The sequence below is a fragment of the Paenibacillus sp. 8b26 genome, assembly GCF_050626875.1.
Lineage (GTDB): Bacteria > Bacillota > Bacilli > Paenibacillales > Paenibacillaceae > Paenibacillus.
This window is the reverse complement of sequence record NZ_CP192445.1, coordinates 4,165,425-4,185,457: the sequence shown is the minus strand read 5'-3', so window position 1 is coordinate 4,185,457 and position 20,033 is coordinate 4,165,425. Positions and strand designations below refer to the sequence as shown.

At 46.7% G+C, this 20,033-nt stretch carries 20 protein-coding genes; 8 read left to right on the top strand and 12 right to left on the bottom strand.

Annotated elements, in window-relative coordinates:
* Positions 1-32: 32 nt before the first annotated feature.
* The 4 genes from ACQ4MX_RS19385 to ACQ4MX_RS19370 all read right to left on the bottom strand — a co-directional run bounded on the left by ACQ4MX_RS19385 (position 33) and on the right by ACQ4MX_RS19370 (position 3,522).
* Positions 33-1,211: a NupC/NupG family nucleoside CNT transporter gene (locus tag ACQ4MX_RS19385; protein ID WP_431086749.1), complete on the bottom strand. Its 1,179-nt coding sequence runs from the start codon at positions 1,209-1,211 to the stop codon at positions 33-35.
* A gap of 76 nt (positions 1,212-1,287) precedes the next feature.
* Positions 1,288-1,683 (bottom strand): cytidine deaminase, encoded by a 396-nt coding sequence (locus ACQ4MX_RS19380; RefSeq protein ID WP_044644559.1) that lies wholly within the window; start codon positions 1,681-1,683, stop codon positions 1,288-1,290.
* 30 nt (positions 1,684-1,713) lie between these two features.
* Positions 1,714-2,376 (bottom strand): deoxyribose-phosphate aldolase, encoded by a 663-nt coding sequence (gene deoC / locus ACQ4MX_RS19375; protein ID WP_431086746.1) that lies wholly within the window; start codon positions 2,374-2,376, stop codon positions 1,714-1,716.
* Between the two features lie 210 nt (positions 2,377-2,586).
* Entirely contained in the window at positions 2,587-3,522 is a 936-nt protein-coding gene (locus ACQ4MX_RS19370; RefSeq protein ID WP_431086744.1) for a sugar-binding transcriptional regulator, read from the bottom strand.
* A gap of 266 nt (positions 3,523-3,788) precedes the next feature.
* On the opposite strand from ACQ4MX_RS19370, the gene ACQ4MX_RS19365 reads away from it, so the two are divergent.
* Positions 3,789-4,202 (top strand): chemotaxis protein CheW, encoded by a 414-nt coding sequence (locus ACQ4MX_RS19365; protein ID WP_431086743.1) that lies wholly within the window; start codon positions 3,789-3,791, stop codon positions 4,200-4,202.
* A 99-nt stretch (positions 4,203-4,301) separates the two neighbouring features.
* Here the strand turns inward: ACQ4MX_RS19365 and ACQ4MX_RS19360 are convergent, their stop codons facing one another.
* The 4 genes from ACQ4MX_RS19360 to ACQ4MX_RS19345 all read right to left on the bottom strand — a co-directional run bounded on the left by ACQ4MX_RS19360 (position 4,302) and on the right by ACQ4MX_RS19345 (position 9,482).
* Positions 4,302-5,420 carry a slipin family protein gene (locus tag ACQ4MX_RS19360; protein ID WP_431086742.1) on the bottom strand — a complete coding sequence of 373 codons (1,119 nt, stop codon included), beginning with the start codon at positions 5,418-5,420 and terminating at the stop codon, positions 4,302-4,304.
* A 1,064-nt stretch (positions 5,421-6,484) separates the two neighbouring features.
* Positions 6,485-7,585 carry a bifunctional diaminohydroxyphosphoribosylaminopyrimidine deaminase/5-amino-6-(5-phosphoribosylamino)uracil reductase RibD gene (ribD, locus tag ACQ4MX_RS19355; RefSeq protein ID WP_431086739.1) on the bottom strand — a complete coding sequence of 367 codons (1,101 nt, stop codon included), beginning with the start codon at positions 7,583-7,585 and terminating at the stop codon, positions 6,485-6,487.
* Positions 7,582-8,346 carry a GTP cyclohydrolase II gene (locus ACQ4MX_RS19350; protein WP_192511373.1) on the bottom strand — a complete coding sequence of 255 codons (765 nt, stop codon included), beginning with the start codon at positions 8,344-8,346 and terminating at the stop codon, positions 7,582-7,584. Before ACQ4MX_RS19350 ends, ribD begins: the two co-directional genes overlap by 4 nt.
* A 32-nt stretch (positions 8,347-8,378) precedes the next feature.
* Positions 8,379-9,482, bottom strand: a complete 1,104-nt coding sequence (locus tag ACQ4MX_RS19345) for an FAD-dependent monooxygenase (RefSeq protein ID WP_431086736.1) — start codon at positions 9,480-9,482, stop codon at positions 8,379-8,381.
* Between the two features lie 351 nt (positions 9,483-9,833).
* Between ACQ4MX_RS19345 and ACQ4MX_RS19340 the strand changes: the two genes are divergently transcribed.
* Positions 9,834-10,166, top strand: a complete 333-nt coding sequence (locus ACQ4MX_RS19340; RefSeq protein ID WP_431086734.1) for a winged helix-turn-helix transcriptional regulator — start codon at positions 9,834-9,836, stop codon at positions 10,164-10,166.
* A 128-nt stretch (positions 10,167-10,294) separates the two neighbouring features.
* Here the strand turns inward: ACQ4MX_RS19340 and ACQ4MX_RS19335 are convergent, their stop codons facing one another.
* Positions 10,295-10,678 (bottom strand): winged helix-turn-helix transcriptional regulator, encoded by a 384-nt coding sequence (locus ACQ4MX_RS19335; protein ID WP_137060379.1) that lies wholly within the window; start codon positions 10,676-10,678, stop codon positions 10,295-10,297.
* 149 nt (positions 10,679-10,827) lie between these two features.
* Here ACQ4MX_RS19335 and ACQ4MX_RS19330 point away from each other — a divergent pair, with 149 nt between their 5' ends.
* Entirely contained in the window at positions 10,828-11,346 is a 519-nt protein-coding gene (locus ACQ4MX_RS19330; RefSeq protein WP_431086732.1) for a DJ-1/PfpI family protein, read from the top strand.
* Between the two features lie 35 nt (positions 11,347-11,381).
* Here ACQ4MX_RS19330 and ACQ4MX_RS19325 read toward each other — a convergent pair whose 3' ends face one another.
* Positions 11,382-12,458: a DUF1835 domain-containing protein gene (locus ACQ4MX_RS19325; protein WP_431086730.1), complete on the bottom strand. Its 1,077-nt coding sequence runs from the start codon at positions 12,456-12,458 to the stop codon at positions 11,382-11,384.
* A gap of 114 nt (positions 12,459-12,572) precedes the next feature.
* Here ACQ4MX_RS19325 and ACQ4MX_RS19320 point away from each other — a divergent pair, with 114 nt between their 5' ends.
* On the top strand, positions 12,573-13,277 hold the full coding sequence (locus ACQ4MX_RS19320) for a YoaK family protein (protein WP_134912489.1): 705 nt from the start codon (positions 12,573-12,575) through the stop codon (positions 13,275-13,277).
* Positions 13,278-13,284: 7 nt separating this feature from the next.
* On the opposite strand, the gene ACQ4MX_RS19315 is transcribed toward ACQ4MX_RS19320, so the two are convergent.
* On the bottom strand, positions 13,285-14,460 hold the full coding sequence (locus tag ACQ4MX_RS19315; protein ID WP_431086728.1) for an alanyl-tRNA editing protein: 1,176 nt from the start codon (positions 14,458-14,460) through the stop codon (positions 13,285-13,287).
* Positions 14,461-14,482: 22 nt separating this feature from the next.
* Positions 14,483-15,358, bottom strand: coding sequence for a LysR substrate-binding domain-containing protein (locus ACQ4MX_RS19310; protein ID WP_431086726.1), 876 nt, complete (start codon positions 15,356-15,358; stop codon positions 14,483-14,485).
* 117 nt (positions 15,359-15,475) lie between these two features.
* Between ACQ4MX_RS19310 and ACQ4MX_RS19305 the strand changes: the two genes are divergently transcribed.
* From ACQ4MX_RS19305 to ACQ4MX_RS19290, 4 genes are all read left to right on the top strand, one after another.
* Positions 15,476-16,636 carry a CynX/NimT family MFS transporter gene (locus tag ACQ4MX_RS19305; RefSeq protein WP_431086723.1) on the top strand — a complete coding sequence of 387 codons (1,161 nt, stop codon included), beginning with the start codon at positions 15,476-15,478 and terminating at the stop codon, positions 16,634-16,636.
* Positions 16,637-16,750: 114 nt separating this feature from the next.
* On the top strand, positions 16,751-17,281 hold the full coding sequence (locus ACQ4MX_RS19300; protein ID WP_149095238.1) for a MarR family winged helix-turn-helix transcriptional regulator: 531 nt from the start codon (positions 16,751-16,753) through the stop codon (positions 17,279-17,281).
* Between the two features lie 133 nt (positions 17,282-17,414).
* The gene (locus ACQ4MX_RS19295) at positions 17,415-18,734 is read left to right on the top strand and encodes an HlyD family secretion protein (protein WP_431086721.1); all 1,320 of its coding nucleotides are present in this window, start codon (positions 17,415-17,417) and stop codon (positions 18,732-18,734) included.
* Positions 18,718-19,965, top strand: coding sequence for an ABC transporter permease (locus ACQ4MX_RS19290; RefSeq protein WP_431086719.1), 1,248 nt, complete (start codon positions 18,718-18,720; stop codon positions 19,963-19,965). The genes ACQ4MX_RS19295 and ACQ4MX_RS19290 overlap by 17 nt, the downstream gene beginning before the upstream one ends.
* The last annotated feature ends 68 nt before the right edge of the window (positions 19,966-20,033 follow it).

Sequence of the window (20,033 nt, the reverse complement as noted above, 5' to 3'; positions counted from 1 at the left end):
GATGAAATTCCTTTCCTAACTCGCTGTTTTTTTTACAAAAACAACCCTGCAATAATTGCCGACAGCACGCTAACCAGCGTCGCGCCGTACAACAGCTTCAGACCAAAGCGGGCCACCACATTCCCCTGCTTCTCATGCAGACCCTTCACAGCCCCGGAAATGATACCGATGGACGAGAAGTTTGCAAAAGATACGAGGAACACCGATACGATCCCGATTGTCCGATCCGACAAGCCCGTTTGCTTGGTCAGATCCAGCATCGCCACAAATTCGTTAGACACGAGCTTGGTGGCCATAATGCTGCCCGCCTGAACCGCTTCGCTCCATGGAATCCCCATGACAAAAGCGATAGGCGCAAACACATAACCAAGCAATGATTGGAAACTTATTCCAAGTGCCCAGGAGAAAATCCCGTTAACCATGGCAATCAGCGCCACAAAACCGATCAGCATCGCAGCTACCGTAATGGCGACTTTGAAACCGTCCATAATATACTCCCCGAGCATTTCGAAGAAGGACTGCTTCTCTTCCTCCTGAACCTCCAGCAAATCATCTTCCTTCTCAATCTTGTATGGATTAATAATCGAAGAGATAATAAAGCCGCCGAACAGGTTCAATACCAAAGCAGTAACCACATATTTGGGGTTCAACATTTGCATGTAGGCTCCCACAATCGACATGGACACCGTAGACATCGCAGACGCACACAGTGTATACAGTCGATGTTTCGGCAGGAGACCAATTTGCTTTTTAACGGAAATAAACACCTCGGATTGACCCAGAATAGCCGAAGCTACAGCGTTGTAGGATTCCAGTTTACCCATTCCGTTTACTTTGCTCAAGACAAGCCCGATATATTTAATAATAAAAGGCAACACTTTGACATATTGCAAAATCCCAATCAGCGCGGATATGAACACGATTGGCAGCAATACACCGATAAAGAATGGCGCCGCCCCTTCATTCGCAATCCCGCCGAATACAAAGTTAATCCCTTCCATAGCGTACCCAATCAGACTGTTAAACCCTTTTGCAAAACCTTTGACCAGAATTTCACCAATCCCTGTATTCAGCAATACAAAAGCAAGTGCCGCCTGCAATACAACCATAACCACCAACGGACGATACCTGATTTTACGTTTGTCACTGCTGGCAACGTAAGTAAGTGCAAATACAACGAGCAGTCCCACCAGAGCGATTACATATTTCATTTTATTTTCCTCCTCATTACATTAAGCGCTTACATTACCCATAAAAAGAATGCGCCCCAAACGAGGCATTCTTTTTTTATTTCCCCAGATCGGCAGGTCGGAAAGCACCCGGCAGCAGTTGATCCACCGTCCACTCTTCCGTGTTGCCATGAAGGTTGGTCAGATACACTTTGGTATCTGGTTGAGCAAATTCGGAAATCACCTGACGACAGGCTCCACATGGAGACACAGGCCCTTCCGTATCTGCTACAATCGCAATGGCATCAATTTTACGGCAGCCTTCGGATACCATTTTAAAAATCGCTGTCCGTTCCGCACAATTGCATAAGCCGTAGGAGGCATTTTCCACATTACATCCTCGATAAATCGTGCCATCGCTTCCGAGAACCGCAGCACCGACCTGAAAATTCGAGTACGGAATATATGCCTGTTTACGCGCCTCAAGCGCTTCCTGAATCAATTGATCCTTCATCGCGAATCCCTCCATGACTTTAAAATGAACTTAGTAGGAAGATGTAGACTGCTGGCCCTCGATGATTGTCACACCGGAACTTGCACCGATACGGCTTGCGCCCGCTTCTACTAATTTCTGTACGTCTTCCAGACTACGTACGCCGCCGGAAGCCTTAACACCAATCTCAGGTCCTACGGTTTTGCGCATCAAAGCCACGTCTTCCACAGTAGCTCCGCCTGTAGAGAAGCCTGTCGAGGTTTTCACGTAATTAGCTCCTGCTTTGACGGACAGCTCGCAAGCCAGTACCTTTTCTTCATCTGTCAGCAAGCATGCTTCAATAATTACTTTTACCAGTGTACCCGCGGCTGCTTCCACGACTGCACGGATGTCCTGCTCAACGAGCTGTAAATCACGTGCCTTCAAAGCGCCTATATTAATAACCATATCAACCTCAGTCGCACCGTTAGCAATAGCATCCTTCGTTTCGAACGCTTTCGTTGCCGACGTATTGGCTCCCAGCGGGAAACCGATAACGGTGCAAATGTTCACGCCTGTACCTGCCAATTGCTCAGCCGAATAAGCTACCCAGGCCGGGTTCACACATACGGAAGCAAACTGATATTTCTTCGCCTCAGCGGTCAATTTCGTAATTTCATCCTTCGTCGCGTCTGCGCGCAACAATGTATGATCGATCAATCCTGCAATGTTCATTCTCTAAACGCTCCTTCATTGGAAAGATAGTATGAGGACTAATGTCCTTTACTTCTCTGTGATAAGACCATCATAGCACGGCATTGAACATATGTAAAACACATTTTGAAATTATGTTCAAGCCTCCGCATAAGACGTTCACCTACAGTTCAAATTACCCCATAGGCGCACGCCAAAACTGTATGTTTAGTCTGATTAATGCAAAATGATCTACTGTAAAAGTGCCTGTGCCGTAAACTGATCTGTCACCAAAATATTGGCATACTTACCACGGAGCGATGCCCGGATAGCCTCTACTTTGCGCTGTCCTCCGGCTACAAGAATGGACTTCTCCTTCTTACGCAAATCAGGCAGATCAATGCCAACGGTGCGGCTGTTAATTTCCTGACTGCATATATTGCCCTCATCATCAAAAAAGCGTGAGCAAATATCGCCCTTGCCGATTTTCTGTAACAGCTTCTGCTCCTCATGATTAAAATAGCCCAATCTGAACAGCAGCGCGTCCTCCTTGACCGTACCCACCGTAAACACGGCAATGTTCGCCTGCTTGCCAAGCTCAATGATACGCTGGATATGCCGATCCTCCTCGACCATTTTCTTGACGGCTTGACTGTCAAAAATCACAGGCAACGGCAAATACCGTGCAATCGTGTGAAAGGCTTCTGCGAACAAATTCACCGTCTCCACGGCATACGTATTGACATGTGAATGGCTTACGCCTCCTTTGAGCTGAACGACCTCGACGCCCTTAACCTGCTTTTGCTGGAGATGGAGCGCCACCGCATGCATCGTTGTTCCCCACGTCACTCCAATAATATCCGCATCTTGCACCATTTCATGCAAATAATCGGCAGCTTTTTTGCTAATATGCTTCTTGATCTCCTGATATTCATTTAACGGCGAATAGCAGACCAGAACGGTATCCAGCCCGTATTTCTTCTTGACCTGCTCTCCGAGCGCATCCATATCCTCCATCGGATCAACAATACTGATTCTCACAAAGCCCTGTTCCTTGGCAGCTTGAAGCAACCGCGATACCGTGGGACGCGATACCCCGAGTCTGACTGCAATTTCTTGCTGGCTATAGTCGTTCAGATAGTATAATCTGGCTGCCTCGATACTTAGTCGCTGCTTTTCATGATCCATTCTACCTCAACCCGCTTATCTTAAAATGTAGTGCTACCGGACACAGCCCCAATCTCCTAAAGCATCACATATTAGGAGAAATTGAGCGCCATGCCTTGGCCATTTGGAAGATTTAACTGCTATTTTGTGATATTCTGTGAATAGAACCTGGCTACATAGCACCTTCAACTTTAGCTTTCCATTTGTTAAAACGCAATAGTTACCCCATTTTACCGTCACTTCACAACCTGTGGTAGTCTTATCTGAAATGTAAGGAGAATTGGCCTATGTCCGAATTTATTGTGTGCAGACTGGCGAGCAAAACGTTCGCTTTAAACTTTGTAGAAGTGGAAGAAGTCATGAATGCCAAGAAAGGAACACCGCTTCCTTTTTCCGAGTCATGGCATGAAGGAATGGTCACTATTCGCAGTGATGTATTTACGATCCTGAATTTGCGCAAAAAACTGCTGCTCCCTGCTTCAAGCGAGTCCTCCGGGGACAAAATGATTTTGCTTAGCCGGGCGAAAATTGCTTTGCTCGTCGATCAGGTGGAGGATACCGCTTCCGTGGAAGACAACCAGTTGAAAAGCAATGAGGAAGAGTGGCAGCGTGAACTGTTTCCTACTGTTCTGGAGCATCAGGGTGCTCTCGTTCCGGTGATCGATATGGATGCTTTCCTCGCTTCGACCAAGACGAATTAAGCGTATTGATGTAAAATACCACCCAAAGCTTGAGCCGTCTCGCGCTCATCTTTTGGGTGGTATTTTGCGTTAAGGGGCTTGAAAACTACCGCTATCCCTCTATACGGTCCCCTGTCCGTCCTTCATGTGAACCAGCGTGTTCAACTGTTCCAGCAGCGTATTCCCGCCAGTCAGTGAAATCGTACCAATCTTCTCACAGATTTTTTCCAGAAACTCCAGTTCTTTGAGACGGTAAAGGGTGGCATTTTCGTCCATCAGCTTGGCGGTATTCAGCAAACTGCGAGTAGATGCTGTCTCTTCGCGCCGTGTGATGAGATTGGCTTGCGCTTTTTTCTCTGCCAGCAGCACCGTGTTCAAAATATCCTTGATATCCCCCGGCAAAATAATATCCTTCACCCCTGCCGACGTAAAAGTGACCCCATATTCGCCGCTTTGCTCATTCAGACGGGTCAAGACATATTCCGCAATTTCCTGCTTCATTTTCAGCAAATCATCCAGCTTCATCGTTCCGACATATTCTCGCAGCACCAGTTGGAGCATAATGTACATTTGCTCCTCGAATGCCCGGAATTCCAAGGCACGCAGCGGGTCAACAATGCGGTACTGACAGACGAAGTTCAGGCGCAGTGTGATTTTGTCCTCAGTCATGATTTCCTGCCCCATCAGGTCCATCTGCTGCTGTCGCAAATCTATCGTTCTGACCTCCGTGTTCACCGTCGACATCCAGAAATAATATTTACCCGGCTTCAGCTCGCCTTGCAGCACGTTATCATAATACAGGAAGCCCAGCTCATAGCTTGCCACCTGAAGCGCCTTCCAGAAGCCCTGTGTCTTGGCCAAAAAGGCTTGCCCCAACGCCTTATCAATCGCAGGCTGCCGGGTATCCGCATGAACAAAACGATGCTCCTTGAGCACGTTCCAGAAAGCATATTTACCAGCAGGCAGCAGCTCCACGAACCGATTATCCTCATAATGCAGCACATATTCATAATCCTCTACATCGACGACACTCAATTGCTCCAGCAGAACGGAATCCGTCAAAAACAAACGAATATCGTGATCTGGTACAAAAAATGGTTCGGCAACATTCAAAATCTCAACCGTTTCCTGCTGAAATGTCTTCAATACGTAAGTCCCCGGCAGCAGCAATTTGTAATAGCTTCCCTTTTTAAACAGCAGCCCGCGCTCATCCGATTTAATCGTTATTTTCTTAAACATCGTATCACTCCCAATCGTTAAAATCCTCAGCTTAAAAGTGTGCTTCTTTCTATGTGTGGCGGCTCCGCCTTAAAATCAACATACTTTTAAAATGAGGAATCTTCATTTTTATTCGTTGTAGTAGATTAGTGACCCTTGCAGAGCATCCCACCAGGGTGGTGGGCGGGGCCAAGCTTAAGGAAAAAGGAAGTCACCGCCTGTTTCCGTGTTCCAAAGATAGAGTCCATCCGTCCAACTTCGACTGTAAATTCGCACTCCCGAAGCCTCGGGGCCTGTCGGCGCTTGCTCTCTCCGGTATCCGCTGGCCGCATAGCCACCTCCCCGACTTCTGTCATGTGGACCAGAAACGGGATACTCTCCGGGTCTTTTCATTGGTTTTTTTCGATTTTTTGAATACTCTACCATGAGTCGCGTGGAAGGCGATTGGGATTCGAACCCTAATTTGGTGGATACATCAGATTTACAGGATACCTCACCCGATCAGGCAGGCACTGCGGGACCATTGGAAATCCTCACCTCGGTAATATCTTTCTGTATCAGCCTTTATCATTATCACGTACACCCGCACTCACGAACATGGCGAAAGTATTACGACCCCTAAATAAAACAAAAAAAGACACCTGAGAAGAACATTCGCTTCCCTCGTGTCTTTTGTCATATTGCAATATATGTAAACTTCTTCATTCCCTAAACCATTCACACCATTAGGTGTTCACCCTATGAGTTATTCATCCCATTAACCATTCACCCTAATAAACGTTAAGTATGCAAAAAAAAGAAGCTTCCAAGCTTTTTAGCCCTTCAGATCCTCAATCTTCGAAGTCTTTAAATCTTTAAGTCTTTTTGCCCTTCTCCCATACTACCCACCCACATTTCGGAAAAATGAGTTGCTTTGTGGCGGGTAGTAGCGGAGCGGAGGGGTTGAATCTGGAGAAGCGTGAGCGTTCGCCTTTGCAGTGGGATTCTTACCTCTACATGTCTTATACAATCCGAAGAATCCCACTGCAACAGCGATCGGAAGATCAACCCCTTCGCGGAGCCTCTCTCCCCACCCACAACCTCAATCATTTTTCCCGCCCAAAATACCCTTCTATTTTCCAGTCCACGCCGACCTGCGTTACGCTCAAATCCTGTAACGCCACCGCATCGCTCATGGCGGACACCCCTTCTCCCCCGAGAAAGCCCGGTGCTGCACGCCCTCCAACCAGCTTCGGCGCAATATACAGCACGAGCTTGTCAGCCAGTCCTTGCTGCACGAACGAAGCGTTCACCTCGGCTCCGCCCTCCACGAACACCGAAGATACCTCCGCTGCGCCCAAAATATCCAGCATTTGCGGCAGGTTGACCCGATCACTGTTTTCATCCTGTGTCGGATATACCTTTACACCCAACTGTTCCAGCTGATCCCGCTTGCCTTCATCATAAGCACGTCCTGTAAATATCCAGGTAGGTGCCTCGCCATCTGTAATGACACGGGCATCCAAAGGAATACGTAGCGTGCTGTCCAGAATGATGCGAATCGGATTCCGGCCTTCCGGCAGACGAGTAGTAAGCTGCGGATTATCGTGAATGACTGTCTGTACACCGACCAGTATCCCTACATGCTCGTTACGAAGGCGATGCACATCTTCCCGTGCCACTTCGGACGTAATCCATTTGCTTTCCGAGGTCCGGGTGGCGATTTTGCCATCCAGCGTCACCGCTGATTTGATCGTGACAAAAGGTCGCTTGCTTACGATATATTGATTAAACACTTCATTCATGCGGACAGATTCCTGCTCACATACCCCGACGATGACCTCAATACCCGCATCCTTCAGGATTTGTACCCCTCTGCCCGAAACCAGCGGATTAGGGTCCAGCGCCGCAATAACGACCCGACGAATGCCAGCCTTCACAATCGCTTCCGCGCACGGGCCTGTCCGTCCATGGTGGGAACACGGCTCCAGCGTCACATAAATCGTCGCTCCCTGAGCATGTTCACCCGCCATACGCAAAGCATGAATCTCGGCATGTGGCTCGCCGGGCTTCAGATGAGCGCCGATCCCGACGATGCGACCGTTGTTCACAATGACCGAACCAACGAGCGGATTCGGTTCTGTTTGTCCCTTGGCACTTTTAGCATTTTCCAGCGCCAGGCGCATATATTTCTCGTGAGTGGTCATAGAACCTCCCTGAAATCGAAATCCCGCAAATGGCCGGACCGTTCCACCTTCGTATTCAAATACCGTTCATTATATTGCGACACATCGCCCCACAGCGGCATACGTCCTGCCACATTCATACCGGATTGCTTCAAAGCCTCCAGCTTTTTAGGGTTATTTGTAATTAAGGTTACCGGTTTTTGTCTCAGATGACGGAGCACACTAATCGCATCCGCATAATTGCGAGTATCATCTTCAAAGCCCAATTGGTGGTTGGCTTCAACGGTATCCATGCCTTCCTCCTGCAAAATGTAAGCCATCGCTTTGCTGAACAAGCCGATCCCGCGGCCCTCATGGTTTGCCAGATAGAACAACGCACCCGTTCCGTGCTCAACAATCATTTTCATGGACTGGTGAAGCTGAAATCCGCAATCACAACGCTTGCTGCCAAAAATGTCTCCAGTATGGCAAATGCTATGCATACGAACAAGCGCATTTTCCGACTGTTGAAGATCGCCATACACCAATACGCTCGATTGTTGTCCTTCTGCCAAATCCAGCGTGGACAAACGTTTCACAATCGTGTCAGCGGTGGCATTCAGCAGGTCCTGACGATCTGCCTCATCCCGTACAGGCAACCAGCAGTACCATTGGAAAACAACTGTTTCCCCTTCCAAATTAACTGGCAGCTTGATCGGTCCTACCAAAATTGTCGAAGATTGCTCGCCGCGAATCGTTTGAATTTTATCGTTAAGTAGCGTAGCTACGTCTTTTTGGTTCATCTCTCTACACCATCCTTTATATAAGCTTACTTCTATATGATTTGATGTTCTGCTTGTAAAAAATGTTCATGAAACGTGGATTCCATCGTAAGCTGTCGTTCCTGAAGCTCTGTGACAGCCTGCCGCTGCCCGTCTTCGAACGCCTTTAGGCCCGCTATGGTATATCCACCCTCCTGACGCAAACGAAGAAGCTCACTCGCCAGTACATCGGCATCCTTCAATGCTGCATTCAAGCCAAAAGCCCCGGTAGGTGTCATGGTATGCGCCGCATCTCCAATAAGAACCAGTCCGTTCTGCGACCACGTATCACTGCGGCTACTGAAAATATCCAACGGTACAAAGTCCTTCCACGAACGAATGTGATCATGCACGTTATGCTCCAGATCGGGAAATGCCTCCGCCAACAACTGAATGAATGGTTCAAATGACTGCTTAAACAAGGTAGGAAAGCTGCCTTCCTCTACATTCCAGCCAATCTGAATATAGCCCTCAGCCTGCGAAAATAAAGACAACTGCCGCCCGTTGACCAATGCCAGACGTGTGACAGGCTCCCATCCGGCAGGTGCCGTAATTTTGGCCCACAGCAGATCATAGCCGTGTCTGATATTCGTCACTGGCATTTGCGCCAGCTTGCGCACGGTCGAATAGCGACCATCTGCCCCGACAATAACAGAGCTGCGAATCGTAACCTCATCGCCGTTCTTATCGCGGGCGGTCAAGCCTGTGTAGCCATGCTCGCTGTTGCCTTCCAGCGCAGTCACCGTCGTACCCGCCAAATAACGGAAGGACTCATACGTAGCCGCCTGCTTGAGCAGAGCCTCCAAAAAACGAGGCTGTGGAATGTGAACTCCCACATTACCTTCCGCTGGCTCCATCGTCTTCACCTGCTGCTGATGCTCCCAATATTCGATTCTCGTCGAAGCGAGGACGTACTCCTCATGAATTTGTTCGAGCAGCTTATGCTTTTGGATCACTTGCAGACCCTCATCATTTAAAATTTCGCCGCGAAAAGCCTTTCCCGCCACGCTCTGCCGCTCAACCAATATCGTCGCAATACCTTGCTCCGCCAACAAACAGGATAACAAGGCCCCGGCTGGTCCCCCTCCAACTACGCACACTTCACATTCCAGCTTCATCTGACTTCCTCCTGCACCTAAACCATGACCTCAGCAATTAGTCCGTACCTGTCAATTTAATTGCATCGTTATAATATCAAATTTTAAGCATTTTGCAACAATCCCAAGAGCGATTTCAAATCAGCAATATATAGATCGAAACGGTTTAGTTCGTCTATCTATTGTACTTTCGAGCGTTGGGAATCGAATGATGCAAAATGCTATATATACGTCCGTATCGAATCCATTAAGTTACTTTATGTAACAAAGTATATTTATATCATTCTGTTTCGTCAAGTAATAAATTTATGTAAAGTAAAATCATTTACTTTTAACAGTGGATCGTTAATAATAGGTGTATGAGGTGATCACATGAACATACCGCAAATGTGCCCACGGTTTGAAAAAGCTATGGAGTTACTGAGCAAGCGTTGGACGGTGTTAATCGTATTTCAGCTAACTAACGGTCCGCAACGTTTCGTCGCTATTGAGAATTCAATTCCCAATTTAAGCGGGAAGGTCCTTTCCGATCGCTTGAAAGAGCTTGAGGAAGAAGGCATTATAATACGTATGGTCTATCCCGAAAAGCCTGTTCGGATCGAATACTCCCTTACGGATAAGGGACGCGATCTAGCCCCATTGTTTGATCATATCGGCACTTGGGCTACCCGCTGGGTTGAAGTTTTGCCAGCAATTGAGCAGTAATAACCTGCGTTAAACCAACACAGACTCAGACTGCTAACATGCCAAAGAACGCCTTTGCCCCGAGCACAATTTGTACTCATGACGCAAGGCGTTCTATTTTTCATATGACGGATTGTCCTATGATTTACTTATATATCGCCGCGTTGCATTTCCTCGCGAATGGACTGCACCCGCTTTTTTCCCCAATCATACATCATCTCTACAATCGGTAAAATCGTCATCCCCAGCGCGGTCATTGAATATTCCACCTTTGGGGGCACCTCGGGATACACTTCCCGGTGTACAATACCATCCTCCATCAATTCTCGCAGTTGATTGGTCAGCACTTTATGAGACAGTTTTGGAAACAGCCTTTGCAAGTCACTGAACCGGTGCGGCCCTTCCACCCCCAGATGCCATAAAATGACGACCTTCCACTTGCCGCTTAACACTGACAGCGTCAGTTCTTTTTCACAGTTATAGTCTCCGTTGACGATCTTCTCCCGTATTTCTTCTCTCAGCGTATCAGACATATATCGGTTAACTCCTTCTATTCCATCATGATCTTGCACCGTAATAGTAACCTGCAGGTAACCTCCGCACTTGAAAGTGCATTCTTCACAGCCTGACGAAGCCATTCTACAATAATAGATATCGTTTCACATTCAAGGAGGAATGAAGGATGAGTAAAAAGGCTCTTTTTATTATACCCCCGGAACGCTTTAATGAAGATGAATTGTTTAAACCGAAGGAAGCGCTGGAGCAAGCAGGCGTTACTGTGACGCTGGCCAGTACCCAAACAGGCGAAATTACCGGTGACTACAATGGGAAAGCAACCGCGAATCTGGTTATTACAGACGCGGTCCCTGCTGATTATGACGTAGTCGCAGTAATCGGTGGATCAGGCACGAATGATCATCTGTGGAACAACGCGGATCTCCAAGCCCTGCTGAAACAAACGCATGAGCAAAAAATTCTGTTGTCCGGCATCTGCGCAGGCTCTGTAGCCGTGGCTCAAACCGGGCTGCTCTCCGGCAGAACGGCAGCATGCTATCCAGTGGATGTGCAAAAGGATCAGTTCCAGACGCATCAAGTCGAATATGTGACTCAGCATGTGGTTGCCCATAGCGACATCATCACTGCTGATGGTCCAGACGGCGCACAGGAATTTGGCGAAGCCCTCGTCTATGCCTTGCAGTAGGTTCGAGCCGAGCCCCAACATTATAGGTAATACGATCAAGCATTTTCAGGCCCTTTTTTTATTGGACTTGGAGATGCATTCTTTCTAATACTATAACGTCTCATGGCTCCTGGAACGCCTTTGATTTCCAGCATTCCCTCATAAATCAGGGTTCGAAGCCGATATTCGAAAAACTCATCTCCCATCTGCTGATCCAGGTGTCCCATAGCTTCTCCGATCACTCTTGCTGATTTGATAAAATCAGGCTGTGCTTGCTGCTTGTGCAACTTGTCCACCTTACTCAAAATATAGGCATCATAATAGTTTTCTTCTACATTAACGATGCTTCCATCCTTCCATATACGTAGCACCTCAGGCTTCATCGCCAGCTTACACCATTCTTCCGCCATTCGTTCTCTTTCTTCTGGTGTTAAAGAAACACCCTTGTCCTCTCGACTTAGAATAGCTTGTAGTTTGTCGGCAGGTATCTCGCCTGATCTTAAGCCTGTAGCATCCGGACGTTTAAATACGCGGCTGTAAGCATCTGCCGCATTTTTAATCCGAATATCGTTAGACATATTCCTCAGCAGGTACATGCTCAAACGAAGCCCCACCTGCTCAGGGGCATTGCTCCCCGTCCAGATCGTAATATCCGCCTGCGCTGGAATAGCAGTAAACTGCTCCAGCAACAGAAAATCATCCCTTTCAGCATCCTCATCATGCTCATCATGCTCATCATAAATATGATCTCTGAACCATTCCCGCCGTTGCCTACGCCCCATTTCCTGCTGAAGCTGCCACAATGGGCCGATGGCATAGTTATCCCGAAAAGAAATAACCCGATGTGTATCTTCCCATCCCAGTTGTTTGAGTGCTATTTTCATACTCCCTGCAAAAGAATCGCCAATCACGATATGCACCTGCGTGCCACCCTCGTCAGGCTCCCACCAGGAGCGTCTGTTTTGAGTCTCAAGCAAGTAATCATATAACTCTGACACTTGCTCATATAAATCATCTTTAGAAGCTTTGTTCCGTTTCACAGCTTCTGTCACTTGTATGATATCTATCAGCCATAATCTTTGTTCGCCCGCAGTCATGCTGCGAATTGCCTCCACAAATCCTTTATTCTCCATGACTTTTTCTCCTTTTACACCTGTTTTTCGTGCCGCAGTGTCCAATGGAATTGTCGAATCAGAATAGTCGTGCTATGTTAGGGGAATCGACGTTGTGCATAGGAGGCTTATGCCGTGAATATGAAAGGCAAAATCCATTTACATCAAGTAACGTCCGAATCGTTACGACTGGGCGCTTTACTTTCATTAGTAGGGGGTTTTCTGGACACATATACGTTTGTCGGAAGAGATGGCGTGTTCGCCAATGCTCAGACAGGCAATATCGTATTGCTGGCTGTCAAAGCCATTCAGGGAAACTGGGGTCAGGCGCTAGCACATATCCCGCCCCTGATCGCCTTTTCGCTGGGTGTTTTTATAGCCGAAGGGATTAAGAGAAAATCCACCCACCGCCTGACACCGGACTGGGCTCGTGCCATTCTACTGCTGGAAATTTTCATTTTTTTCATCGTGGGTCTGATTCCGCAGGGGGTTCCCAATACGGTGGTGACGGTGATCGTCTCATTCGTTGCTTCCGTTCAAATGACTTCCTTCCGCAAGCTCATTGATGCGCCGTACACTTCCACCGTCAGCACCGGGAACCTCAGATCTGCCACAGAGGCGGTGTATATCGCCATTACGACCAAGGACACGAATGCTGCCATTCGCGCCATGCGTTACGGTGTCATCCTGATCACCTTTCTGGTCGGGGCTTTTCTGGGAGGATTTTTGACGTTGGCTATTGGGGATAAAGCCATCTGGGGCGCTGTCGTGGCACTCATTTTTTCTTTTATTTTATTTACGGAAAAAGAACATAAGTGGAAGCTACCCCTGAGCCACTAATCCTGCATTAGCCCTGAATAAACTGTCGCTGGGCGGTTTCAAAAAAGTTCAAAAGGTCTTCACGGGACGAGAATGCTGCCTGAGCCGATTGGTTGCTGCCGCCACCCTTACCCTGAAACGCGCCCAGATGCTCTTTAAAGTATGCTCCGCAGGCAATATGCTGTGTGCCGTTATGCGTCAGAATGATTTTGTTTTCTGCTGTTGTGGCTAATAGTACAAGTAAATCATGTTCAGATGTCAGCTTGGCAGCCATTTGCTGTACTTCCAGAAAGGTTTTTTGTTCAAAAATATGAGCCAGAACCTGCCCCTGAACAGCAGAAAGCAGCTCTGCTGCCTGATACGAAGCATTTTCCTCTTGCAGGATGTCCACTTGTGCCTTGAGCTGCTTGTGCTCCTGCACCCACTTTTCAAAGCGGGTCAAAATATCCTTGCGCCCGGTATTAAACCTCGCAGACAACACGTCCAAAATCCGAAGACTGTCGTTAAAATCCTGAAGCGCGCGAAGGCCACATTTAAAATGGATTCTCGCCAGCCCCTTTTGCTTCTCCCATTTCAGACATTTGATCATTCCAATTTCCCCGGTTCGGCCGACATGTGTACCGCCGCAAGCATTGTATTCAATACCTTCAATCTCGACAATGCGGATATTCTCCGTTACTTTAGGCATTTTTACAAGTGGAATGTCCTGCAATTGCTCGTTCGTCACTATATAACTTTGGATGCTACGGTTACTATAGATTTGCCGATTCACTTCCTGCTCAATGGCCGATAGCTGCGCAGGTGTCAGTTCAGAACAGTTTACATCAATTGTGGCGTACTCTTGTCCCAGATGAAAGCTTTCCGTCCGCGCTCCCAGCAGCTCCCGACAAATCGCCGACAACAAATGCTGTCCACTATGCTGCTGCATATGATCAAATCTGCGCTCCCAATCCAACGTACAAGCTACCTTCTCACCCTCCGGCAGACATTCGACCTGATGCCAAATATCGCCCTCTTCCAGAAAAACATCCACCACCGGAACGCCCTGAATCGTTCCCGTATCACATGGCTGACCCCCTCCATGCGGATAAAAAGCCGTTTCCTCCAGCATAACAAAATATCCGCCGTCTCTTTCCATGCTGCGTGTAATATGAGTCTCCCACTCCGTAAGGGTCGGAGAAGAGTAATATAGTTTTGTCGTCATTCAAGGTTCCTCACTTTGGATTTCAATTTTTAAAAAACGTCTCCATTTTTTGAATGAAGGCCTTTGCGGCTGGACTTACATATTTATCTACACGATAAAACATTTCTAAATGTCGGGTAGGCGCATGCTTGATCGGAATAGCACGAACCCCCAGTGACCCGAAGCTTTCAATCAGTTGGCTCGGCTGAATCGTAGCTCCTATGCCTTCTTTCACCAGTTGAAACAGGGACGTGGCTGATCCTGTTTCCATCAAAGGATGGATCAAAATGCCTTGATCTTCACACCAACGATCCACCAGATCACGCCCGACAAATCCTTTGGGAAACATCACTAAAGGCACTTTGGCCAAATCTTCCGGTACCACCATATCTCTGTCTGCTAAATCATGTTCTGTATTCACATACAAGCTGTGCGTTTCCGTATAAAAAGGAATCCGGTGCAAACGATGATCCGAATGAATCCCCAAGCCTACTCCAATATCCACTTTATTATCGAGCACTTCATTGTAAATATCAATCGAGGGAATGACCTGAACCTTCGTATGAGGAAACTCCTTGTGAAAGCTGATCAGTACAGGAGTCAGCCGATAATCCAGGTCAGAGGGCAGAACCGCAACACGCAAATGACCGGTATGGAGATGGGTCAGATCAGATATGGCGTTTTTCGCATTTTCCAATTGCTGAATGACTTGTGAAGCGTAGTGCTCCAGAAGCTCGCCTGCTTCCGTCTTTACGGTTTTTTTGCCGATACGGTCAAACAAAGGGACTCCCACCTCATCCTCTAATACCCGTATTTGCTGACTCAGCGTAGGTTGCGAAATCCCCAGCTTGTAGGCAGCCTCGGAAAAATGCAGCTCTTTGCACAATCGGAGAAAATATTGCAATTGCCGAATTTCCATGGAATCTCGCCTCCGAATCATAGTTTATAACTATTGTTTATATAGAATAAATAGTATTGATCTATTATAGATCGAAACCTACAATGAGTTCAATGTTAAAGAAAAGAGGTGTTTTGTATGCGTTTGGTGTATCTCATCCTGATTATATTTTTTATCTCCTTAAATCTAAGACCCTCCATTACTTCCGTCGGGCCTTTACTGGATATCATTCAAGCTCATTTGGGTTTAAGCGGGGTGACTGCCAGTTTAATTACAGCGCTGCCTATTTTCTGTATGGGCCTCTTCTCTCTCTCATCTATCTGGCTCCAGCGTCGCTTAGGTGTGGAAAGATCTTTGCTTGCAGCCATGCTGTTGATCCTCATAGCCACGTTCCTGCGCATGTTCGTTCATCATACGTTTTTCTTGCTCGCTACCGCTGTATTCTCTGGAGTGGGCATCGGAATCGCTGGACCCTTAGTTGCGGGGTTTATCAAAAAATATTTTCCCGAGAAACCAGGGTTAACCGGGCTTTATTCCGTTTCCATGGTAATCGGAGCAGCCGTTGCATCCAGCTTTTCTGTCCCACTTTTCCGGCAAATGGACTCTTGGCAGCACGCTCTGAGCTTCTGGAGCATTTTAGCGGTTCCCGCCTTGTTACTCCTTCTCCCCCTGCTCCAAAAAAGAGAAGCTTCAACAAAAAACCTGCGGATTTCATCTTTCTCGATCAGGAATAAACGGGTACATTTATTTACTTTATTTTTTGGCTGTATGGCGGCTATTTTTTACGCTGTGACTGCTTGGTTGGCCCCTATCGCGCAAGCTGCAGGTTTAGACCATGCTCAAGCCGGTATGGTGCTTACCCTATTTACCTTGATTCAAATCCCGGTAAGCTTTTCCATCCCTCTTCTTGCTGGTAAATCTGGAAACAGAACAACATGGCTGCTTCTATGTGGCTTATCTGAATTGATCGGCATTGTCCTGCTGATGATACACTCTTCTCCCTGGGTGGCTGCTATTTTCCTGGGCATTGGAGCTGGTGGACTGTTTCCTTTAGCGCTACTTATTCCAATCGAAGAAGCAGCGCATACAGAAGAAGCCACCTCATGGTCTGCCATGATGCAATTTGGAGGATATTTGCTAGGCTCTCTGGGACCTGCCTTGATCGGGCTGAGCTTCGACCTGTTTCAAACGTTTGTGCCAACCTTGTTCATACTGGCTATGATCATATGTACGATGATGGTGGCGGGCATAAAAATAGGGAACAAATCTAAACTTCCGCTTTCCGATAAAATTTTATAAACTCCGTAAACAAAGAATCTCATTAAAATTTAGCTTGTAATTAAAATATTATTGTATTATGATTAGCCAGCTAACAAAATTTTAAATATAACTTCCAGTCGAAAGGAGAACCCTATGGATTTTGATTTACGGGATTTGCCCACTCGTGAAGCACTTCAAGAATTTTCTATGCGTATTCCTGAGATTGATATCAGAGCCACAGAAGCCATGCTTTTCTTTATGCGCGTATCCTCCAGCACTTTTAAAGTCAGTTTTGAGGGCTTTGAGAAATTCGGTATTTCACACGGGAAGTTTTCAGTATTGATTCTCTTGTACCGAAACACGAATACAGGACTGATGGCTACAGAGCTTGCAGAGAAAGTGGGAATAAGCAAACCTACCGTTACCGGACTCATTGACCGCCTAGAGCGCGATGGTTTTGTCATTAGACAAAGTCACCCTTCTGACCGCCGTATGAGTATCGTCAAACTGACTGACCAAGGGACAGAATTGATGGAGCGGCTACTGCCTGTACATTTTACAAGCACCTCCAAGCTGATGAGCCACCTATCCACCGATGAAAAAGAGTTATTGCTGACGTTACTGCAAAAAATAGAACTCGGCATTCCCCAAGCACAAGAAATATATAAAAAAGCGAAACCATAATAACTCTAAAATTTAAATTTTAGTTAGCCGGGTTACTTTTTAATTTTAAAATAAATAATATCCTACATACCCTATTATTTATTCTATTTTCATGCCTAAGCCAATTAATTACTTAAAGGAGCGTATTTACTCAATGAATCGCACACAAGTCACCAGTCTCATTATTCCTCTAATTTCTATTGCCTGTCTTATTGGCGGAGGTTTTCTACTTCAAACCAACGGACAAGACCAAGTCAATGCTTCACGATCTGTTAAAGGTACAACACTGAATTCGGACAGCATTCATGTATCCTTTGAACAAGTGGGCGGAAAAATCCTCAGTATTCCAGTAAAAGAGGAAACTCCCGTAAAAAAAGGTACTACTCTTATGACGCTGGACTCCAAAGATGTAGATTTGCAAATTGAGCAACTGCGAACACAAATTGCCCAGTTCAACACACAGATTAGCCAACAACAAAAATCAATTGACTTAGGTTATGCACGAGCTGTAACTCAAGAAAAGCAGGCACAGCTTGATATTGCGCAATCTCAAGTAACTCAAAGTAAGAGTCACGCGGCATTGCAACGGGCGGAAGCGGCTGAGCGTCAAGCCACAGCAGCAGAAAAGCATGTCAATGATGGTGCTCGACATGAGGATATTCAGCAACAGCGAATTGCAGTAGCCTCCGCAACCAAAAGCGTTCAGACGGCCCAAACTAACTATAATCGTAACAAAGCACTATATGATGCAGGAAGTGTATCCAAAGCTGCATTGGATGATGCCGAGTCATCATTGACTTTAGCTAAAAATCAGTTGAGTCAGCAACAAGAGTCTCTGCAAAAGCTACTCAATGGCGCAACCACAGAAGAACGAATGCAAGCCAAAGAGCAAACGACACAAGCATCTGTTGCTGTAAAACAAGCAGCGGAAGAAATTCGTGGTGCCCAATTGTCCGTGGATCGTTCCAAAACACAACTGGAAACCATTCAGCAAAGTCGTCAACAGCTAGCAGATCAGAAGCTGGCCGTTGATCTTCTACAGCAACAAAAGGAAACACAGGAAGTCCAGCTTAAAACGCTATTACTCAAAAAAGAACGTCTGGTGTTGAAAGCACCGCAGGATGGCAAGATCACTGCTATCAGTACCAAAGTGGGCGAAAATGTGGGACAAGGGTCTCCCGTTATTACTTTAGAAACCAACGAGTTATACTACGATCTCTACGTGAACGAAGACCAAGTGGGGAAATTTAAAGCCAATAAAGAAATCAAAACCCACATCTCCGCTCTAAATAAGGACCTGCAAGGTACTGTACGTTATGTTACATCTGCACCACAATTCGCTAATGTAAAAATGTCTCGTGAAAAAGGTGAGGCGGATACGGCTACATTCCAAGTACGTGTGTATGTACCAAAAGAGTCCTCTTTGCTACCGGGTATGACAGTTGAGGTGAATACTGATGAAATCTCTTCGTGATGAATGGACGTACCTGGTCCACTCCAAGTATCCGATCATAGCTATCATTTTCCCGCTGATTGCAGTGCTGGGATATTCACTGCTACTCCCAAGCAGCCAAATTAACGAAGCTAACGTAGTCGTGGTGGATCAGGATAACACAGCCTATAGCCGTGAGTTCATCCAGAAAATAGATGCCTCCCCTAATATGAACGTGGCTGAGGTTGTTTCATACACTGACAACCCTGAACAATATTTTTATCACGAGAAATTTTTAGCTGTTATTTCTCTGCCGAAGGGTTTGGAGGCCAATCACAATCGTTCCCTTTCCAGTCGTGTGGGGCTGATTCTGGATAACACCAATGTCCAATCTATTACTTTGATCCGCACGGCCATGCAGGAAATTAGCGTATCCGAGAATATGGGGCTGTCCGTTCCAGCTATTATGAAAACCGGAATGAATGCGGAACAGGCCCAGGGAGCCCTAAATGGTATTGCTCTGGAAGTACGTTCCCTCTTTAATCCAACCAATGATTATCAGAATACATCAGTGCTTGGATTTACCTGTATGTTCTCTTTTATGATGTTAAACATTAACAGCTTGCCTCTGATCGCCAGACTAAGGGTTTCCAAAAGGTTGGCTGCAGAACTTCAAAATCCGTTCAATATATTGCTGCGTATTCTTCCTTACACGCTGTTTTCGACGGCAGGTTTAATCTTCTCTCTCGGAGTACTTAAAATGTTTGGGGGCAGCCGATTCGAGGCCAATCCGGTTCTCTTTATCATTCCGGTTGTTCTGTACGTATTCGGTACAGTTTGTCTCAATATTCTGGTAGCATGGGGAGCCGCACATCCGGGAGGAGCCATCGGCAGAATGGTTATTGTACTCATGCCTGCTTTTGTGCTCTCGGGAGCCGTTCTTTCAAGATCGTTATTTCCGTCTTTAGCAATCCAAATCGGTGATTTCTTCCCATTTGCATGGCTGTACAAATTCGTGCGCTCGATGGGACTGCGTGGTGCGCCTTTTCAAGAAATGCTTCCCGAGCTTGGATCACTGTTACTATATGTCGGTGTACTCTCCATGCTGGTTATAGCCAGAGCGCTGTGGGAAAAGCAAAAGCTGGCCAAAAATGCTACAGGCGATGCTCCTGGAATGGGGGCAGCTCATCCCGTTGGTCCAACTAGCACGCCTGGCGGGATATCTGTACAAGGAGGACCGCCAGCGCCTATACACGAGCCAATAAAAGGATAGCTATCTTCAGTTCATACTTAAAATAAAAAGCACCTTTGAAATCACTATAAAAGTGGTTTTGAAGGTGC

Coding starts and splice junctions, on each gene's coding strand:
- ACQ4MX_RS19385 (WP_431086749.1), bottom strand. CDS start 1,211: ATGAAATATGTAATCGCTCTGGTGGGACTGCTCGTTGTATTTGCACTT.
- ACQ4MX_RS19380 (WP_044644559.1), bottom strand. CDS start 1,683: ATGAAGGATCAATTGATTCAGGAAGCGCTTGAGGCGCGTAAACAGGCA.
- deoC (WP_431086746.1), bottom strand. CDS start 2,376: ATGAACATTGCAGGATTGATCGATCATACATTGTTGCGCGCAGACGCG.
- ACQ4MX_RS19370 (WP_431086744.1), bottom strand. CDS start 3,522: ATGGATCATGAAAAGCAGCGACTAAGTATCGAGGCAGCCAGATTATAC.
- ACQ4MX_RS19365 (WP_431086743.1), top strand. CDS start 3,789: ATGTCCGAATTTATTGTGTGCAGACTGGCGAGCAAAACGTTCGCTTTA.
- ACQ4MX_RS19360 (WP_431086742.1), bottom strand. CDS start 5,420: ATGTTTAAGAAAATAACGATTAAATCGGATGAGCGCGGGCTGCTGTTT.
- ribD (WP_431086739.1), bottom strand. CDS start 7,585: ATGACCACTCACGAGAAATATATGCGCCTGGCGCTGGAAAATGCTAAA.
- ACQ4MX_RS19350 (WP_192511373.1), bottom strand. CDS start 8,346: ATGAACCAAAAAGACGTAGCTACGCTACTTAACGATAAAATTCAAACG.
- ACQ4MX_RS19345 (WP_431086736.1), bottom strand. CDS start 9,482: ATGAAGCTGGAATGTGAAGTGTGCGTAGTTGGAGGGGGACCAGCCGGG.
- ACQ4MX_RS19340 (WP_431086734.1), top strand. CDS start 9,834: ATGAACATACCGCAAATGTGCCCACGGTTTGAAAAAGCTATGGAGTTA.
- ACQ4MX_RS19335 (WP_137060379.1), bottom strand. CDS start 10,678: ATGTCTGATACGCTGAGAGAAGAAATACGGGAGAAGATCGTCAACGGA.
- ACQ4MX_RS19330 (WP_431086732.1), top strand. CDS start 10,828: ATGAGTAAAAAGGCTCTTTTTATTATACCCCCGGAACGCTTTAATGAA.
- ACQ4MX_RS19325 (WP_431086730.1), bottom strand. CDS start 12,458: ATGGAGAATAAAGGATTTGTGGAGGCAATTCGCAGCATGACTGCGGGC.
- ACQ4MX_RS19315 (WP_431086728.1), bottom strand. CDS start 14,460: ATGACGACAAAACTATATTACTCTTCTCCGACCCTTACGGAGTGGGAG.
- ACQ4MX_RS19310 (WP_431086726.1), bottom strand. CDS start 15,358: ATGGAAATTCGGCAATTGCAATATTTTCTCCGATTGTGCAAAGAGCTG.
- ACQ4MX_RS19305 (WP_431086723.1), top strand. CDS start 15,476: ATGCGTTTGGTGTATCTCATCCTGATTATATTTTTTATCTCCTTAAAT.
- ACQ4MX_RS19300 (WP_149095238.1), top strand. CDS start 16,751: ATGGATTTTGATTTACGGGATTTGCCCACTCGTGAAGCACTTCAAGAA.
- ACQ4MX_RS19295 (WP_431086721.1), top strand. CDS start 17,415: ATGAATCGCACACAAGTCACCAGTCTCATTATTCCTCTAATTTCTATT.
- ACQ4MX_RS19290 (WP_431086719.1), top strand. CDS start 18,718: ATGAAATCTCTTCGTGATGAATGGACGTACCTGGTCCACTCCAAGTAT.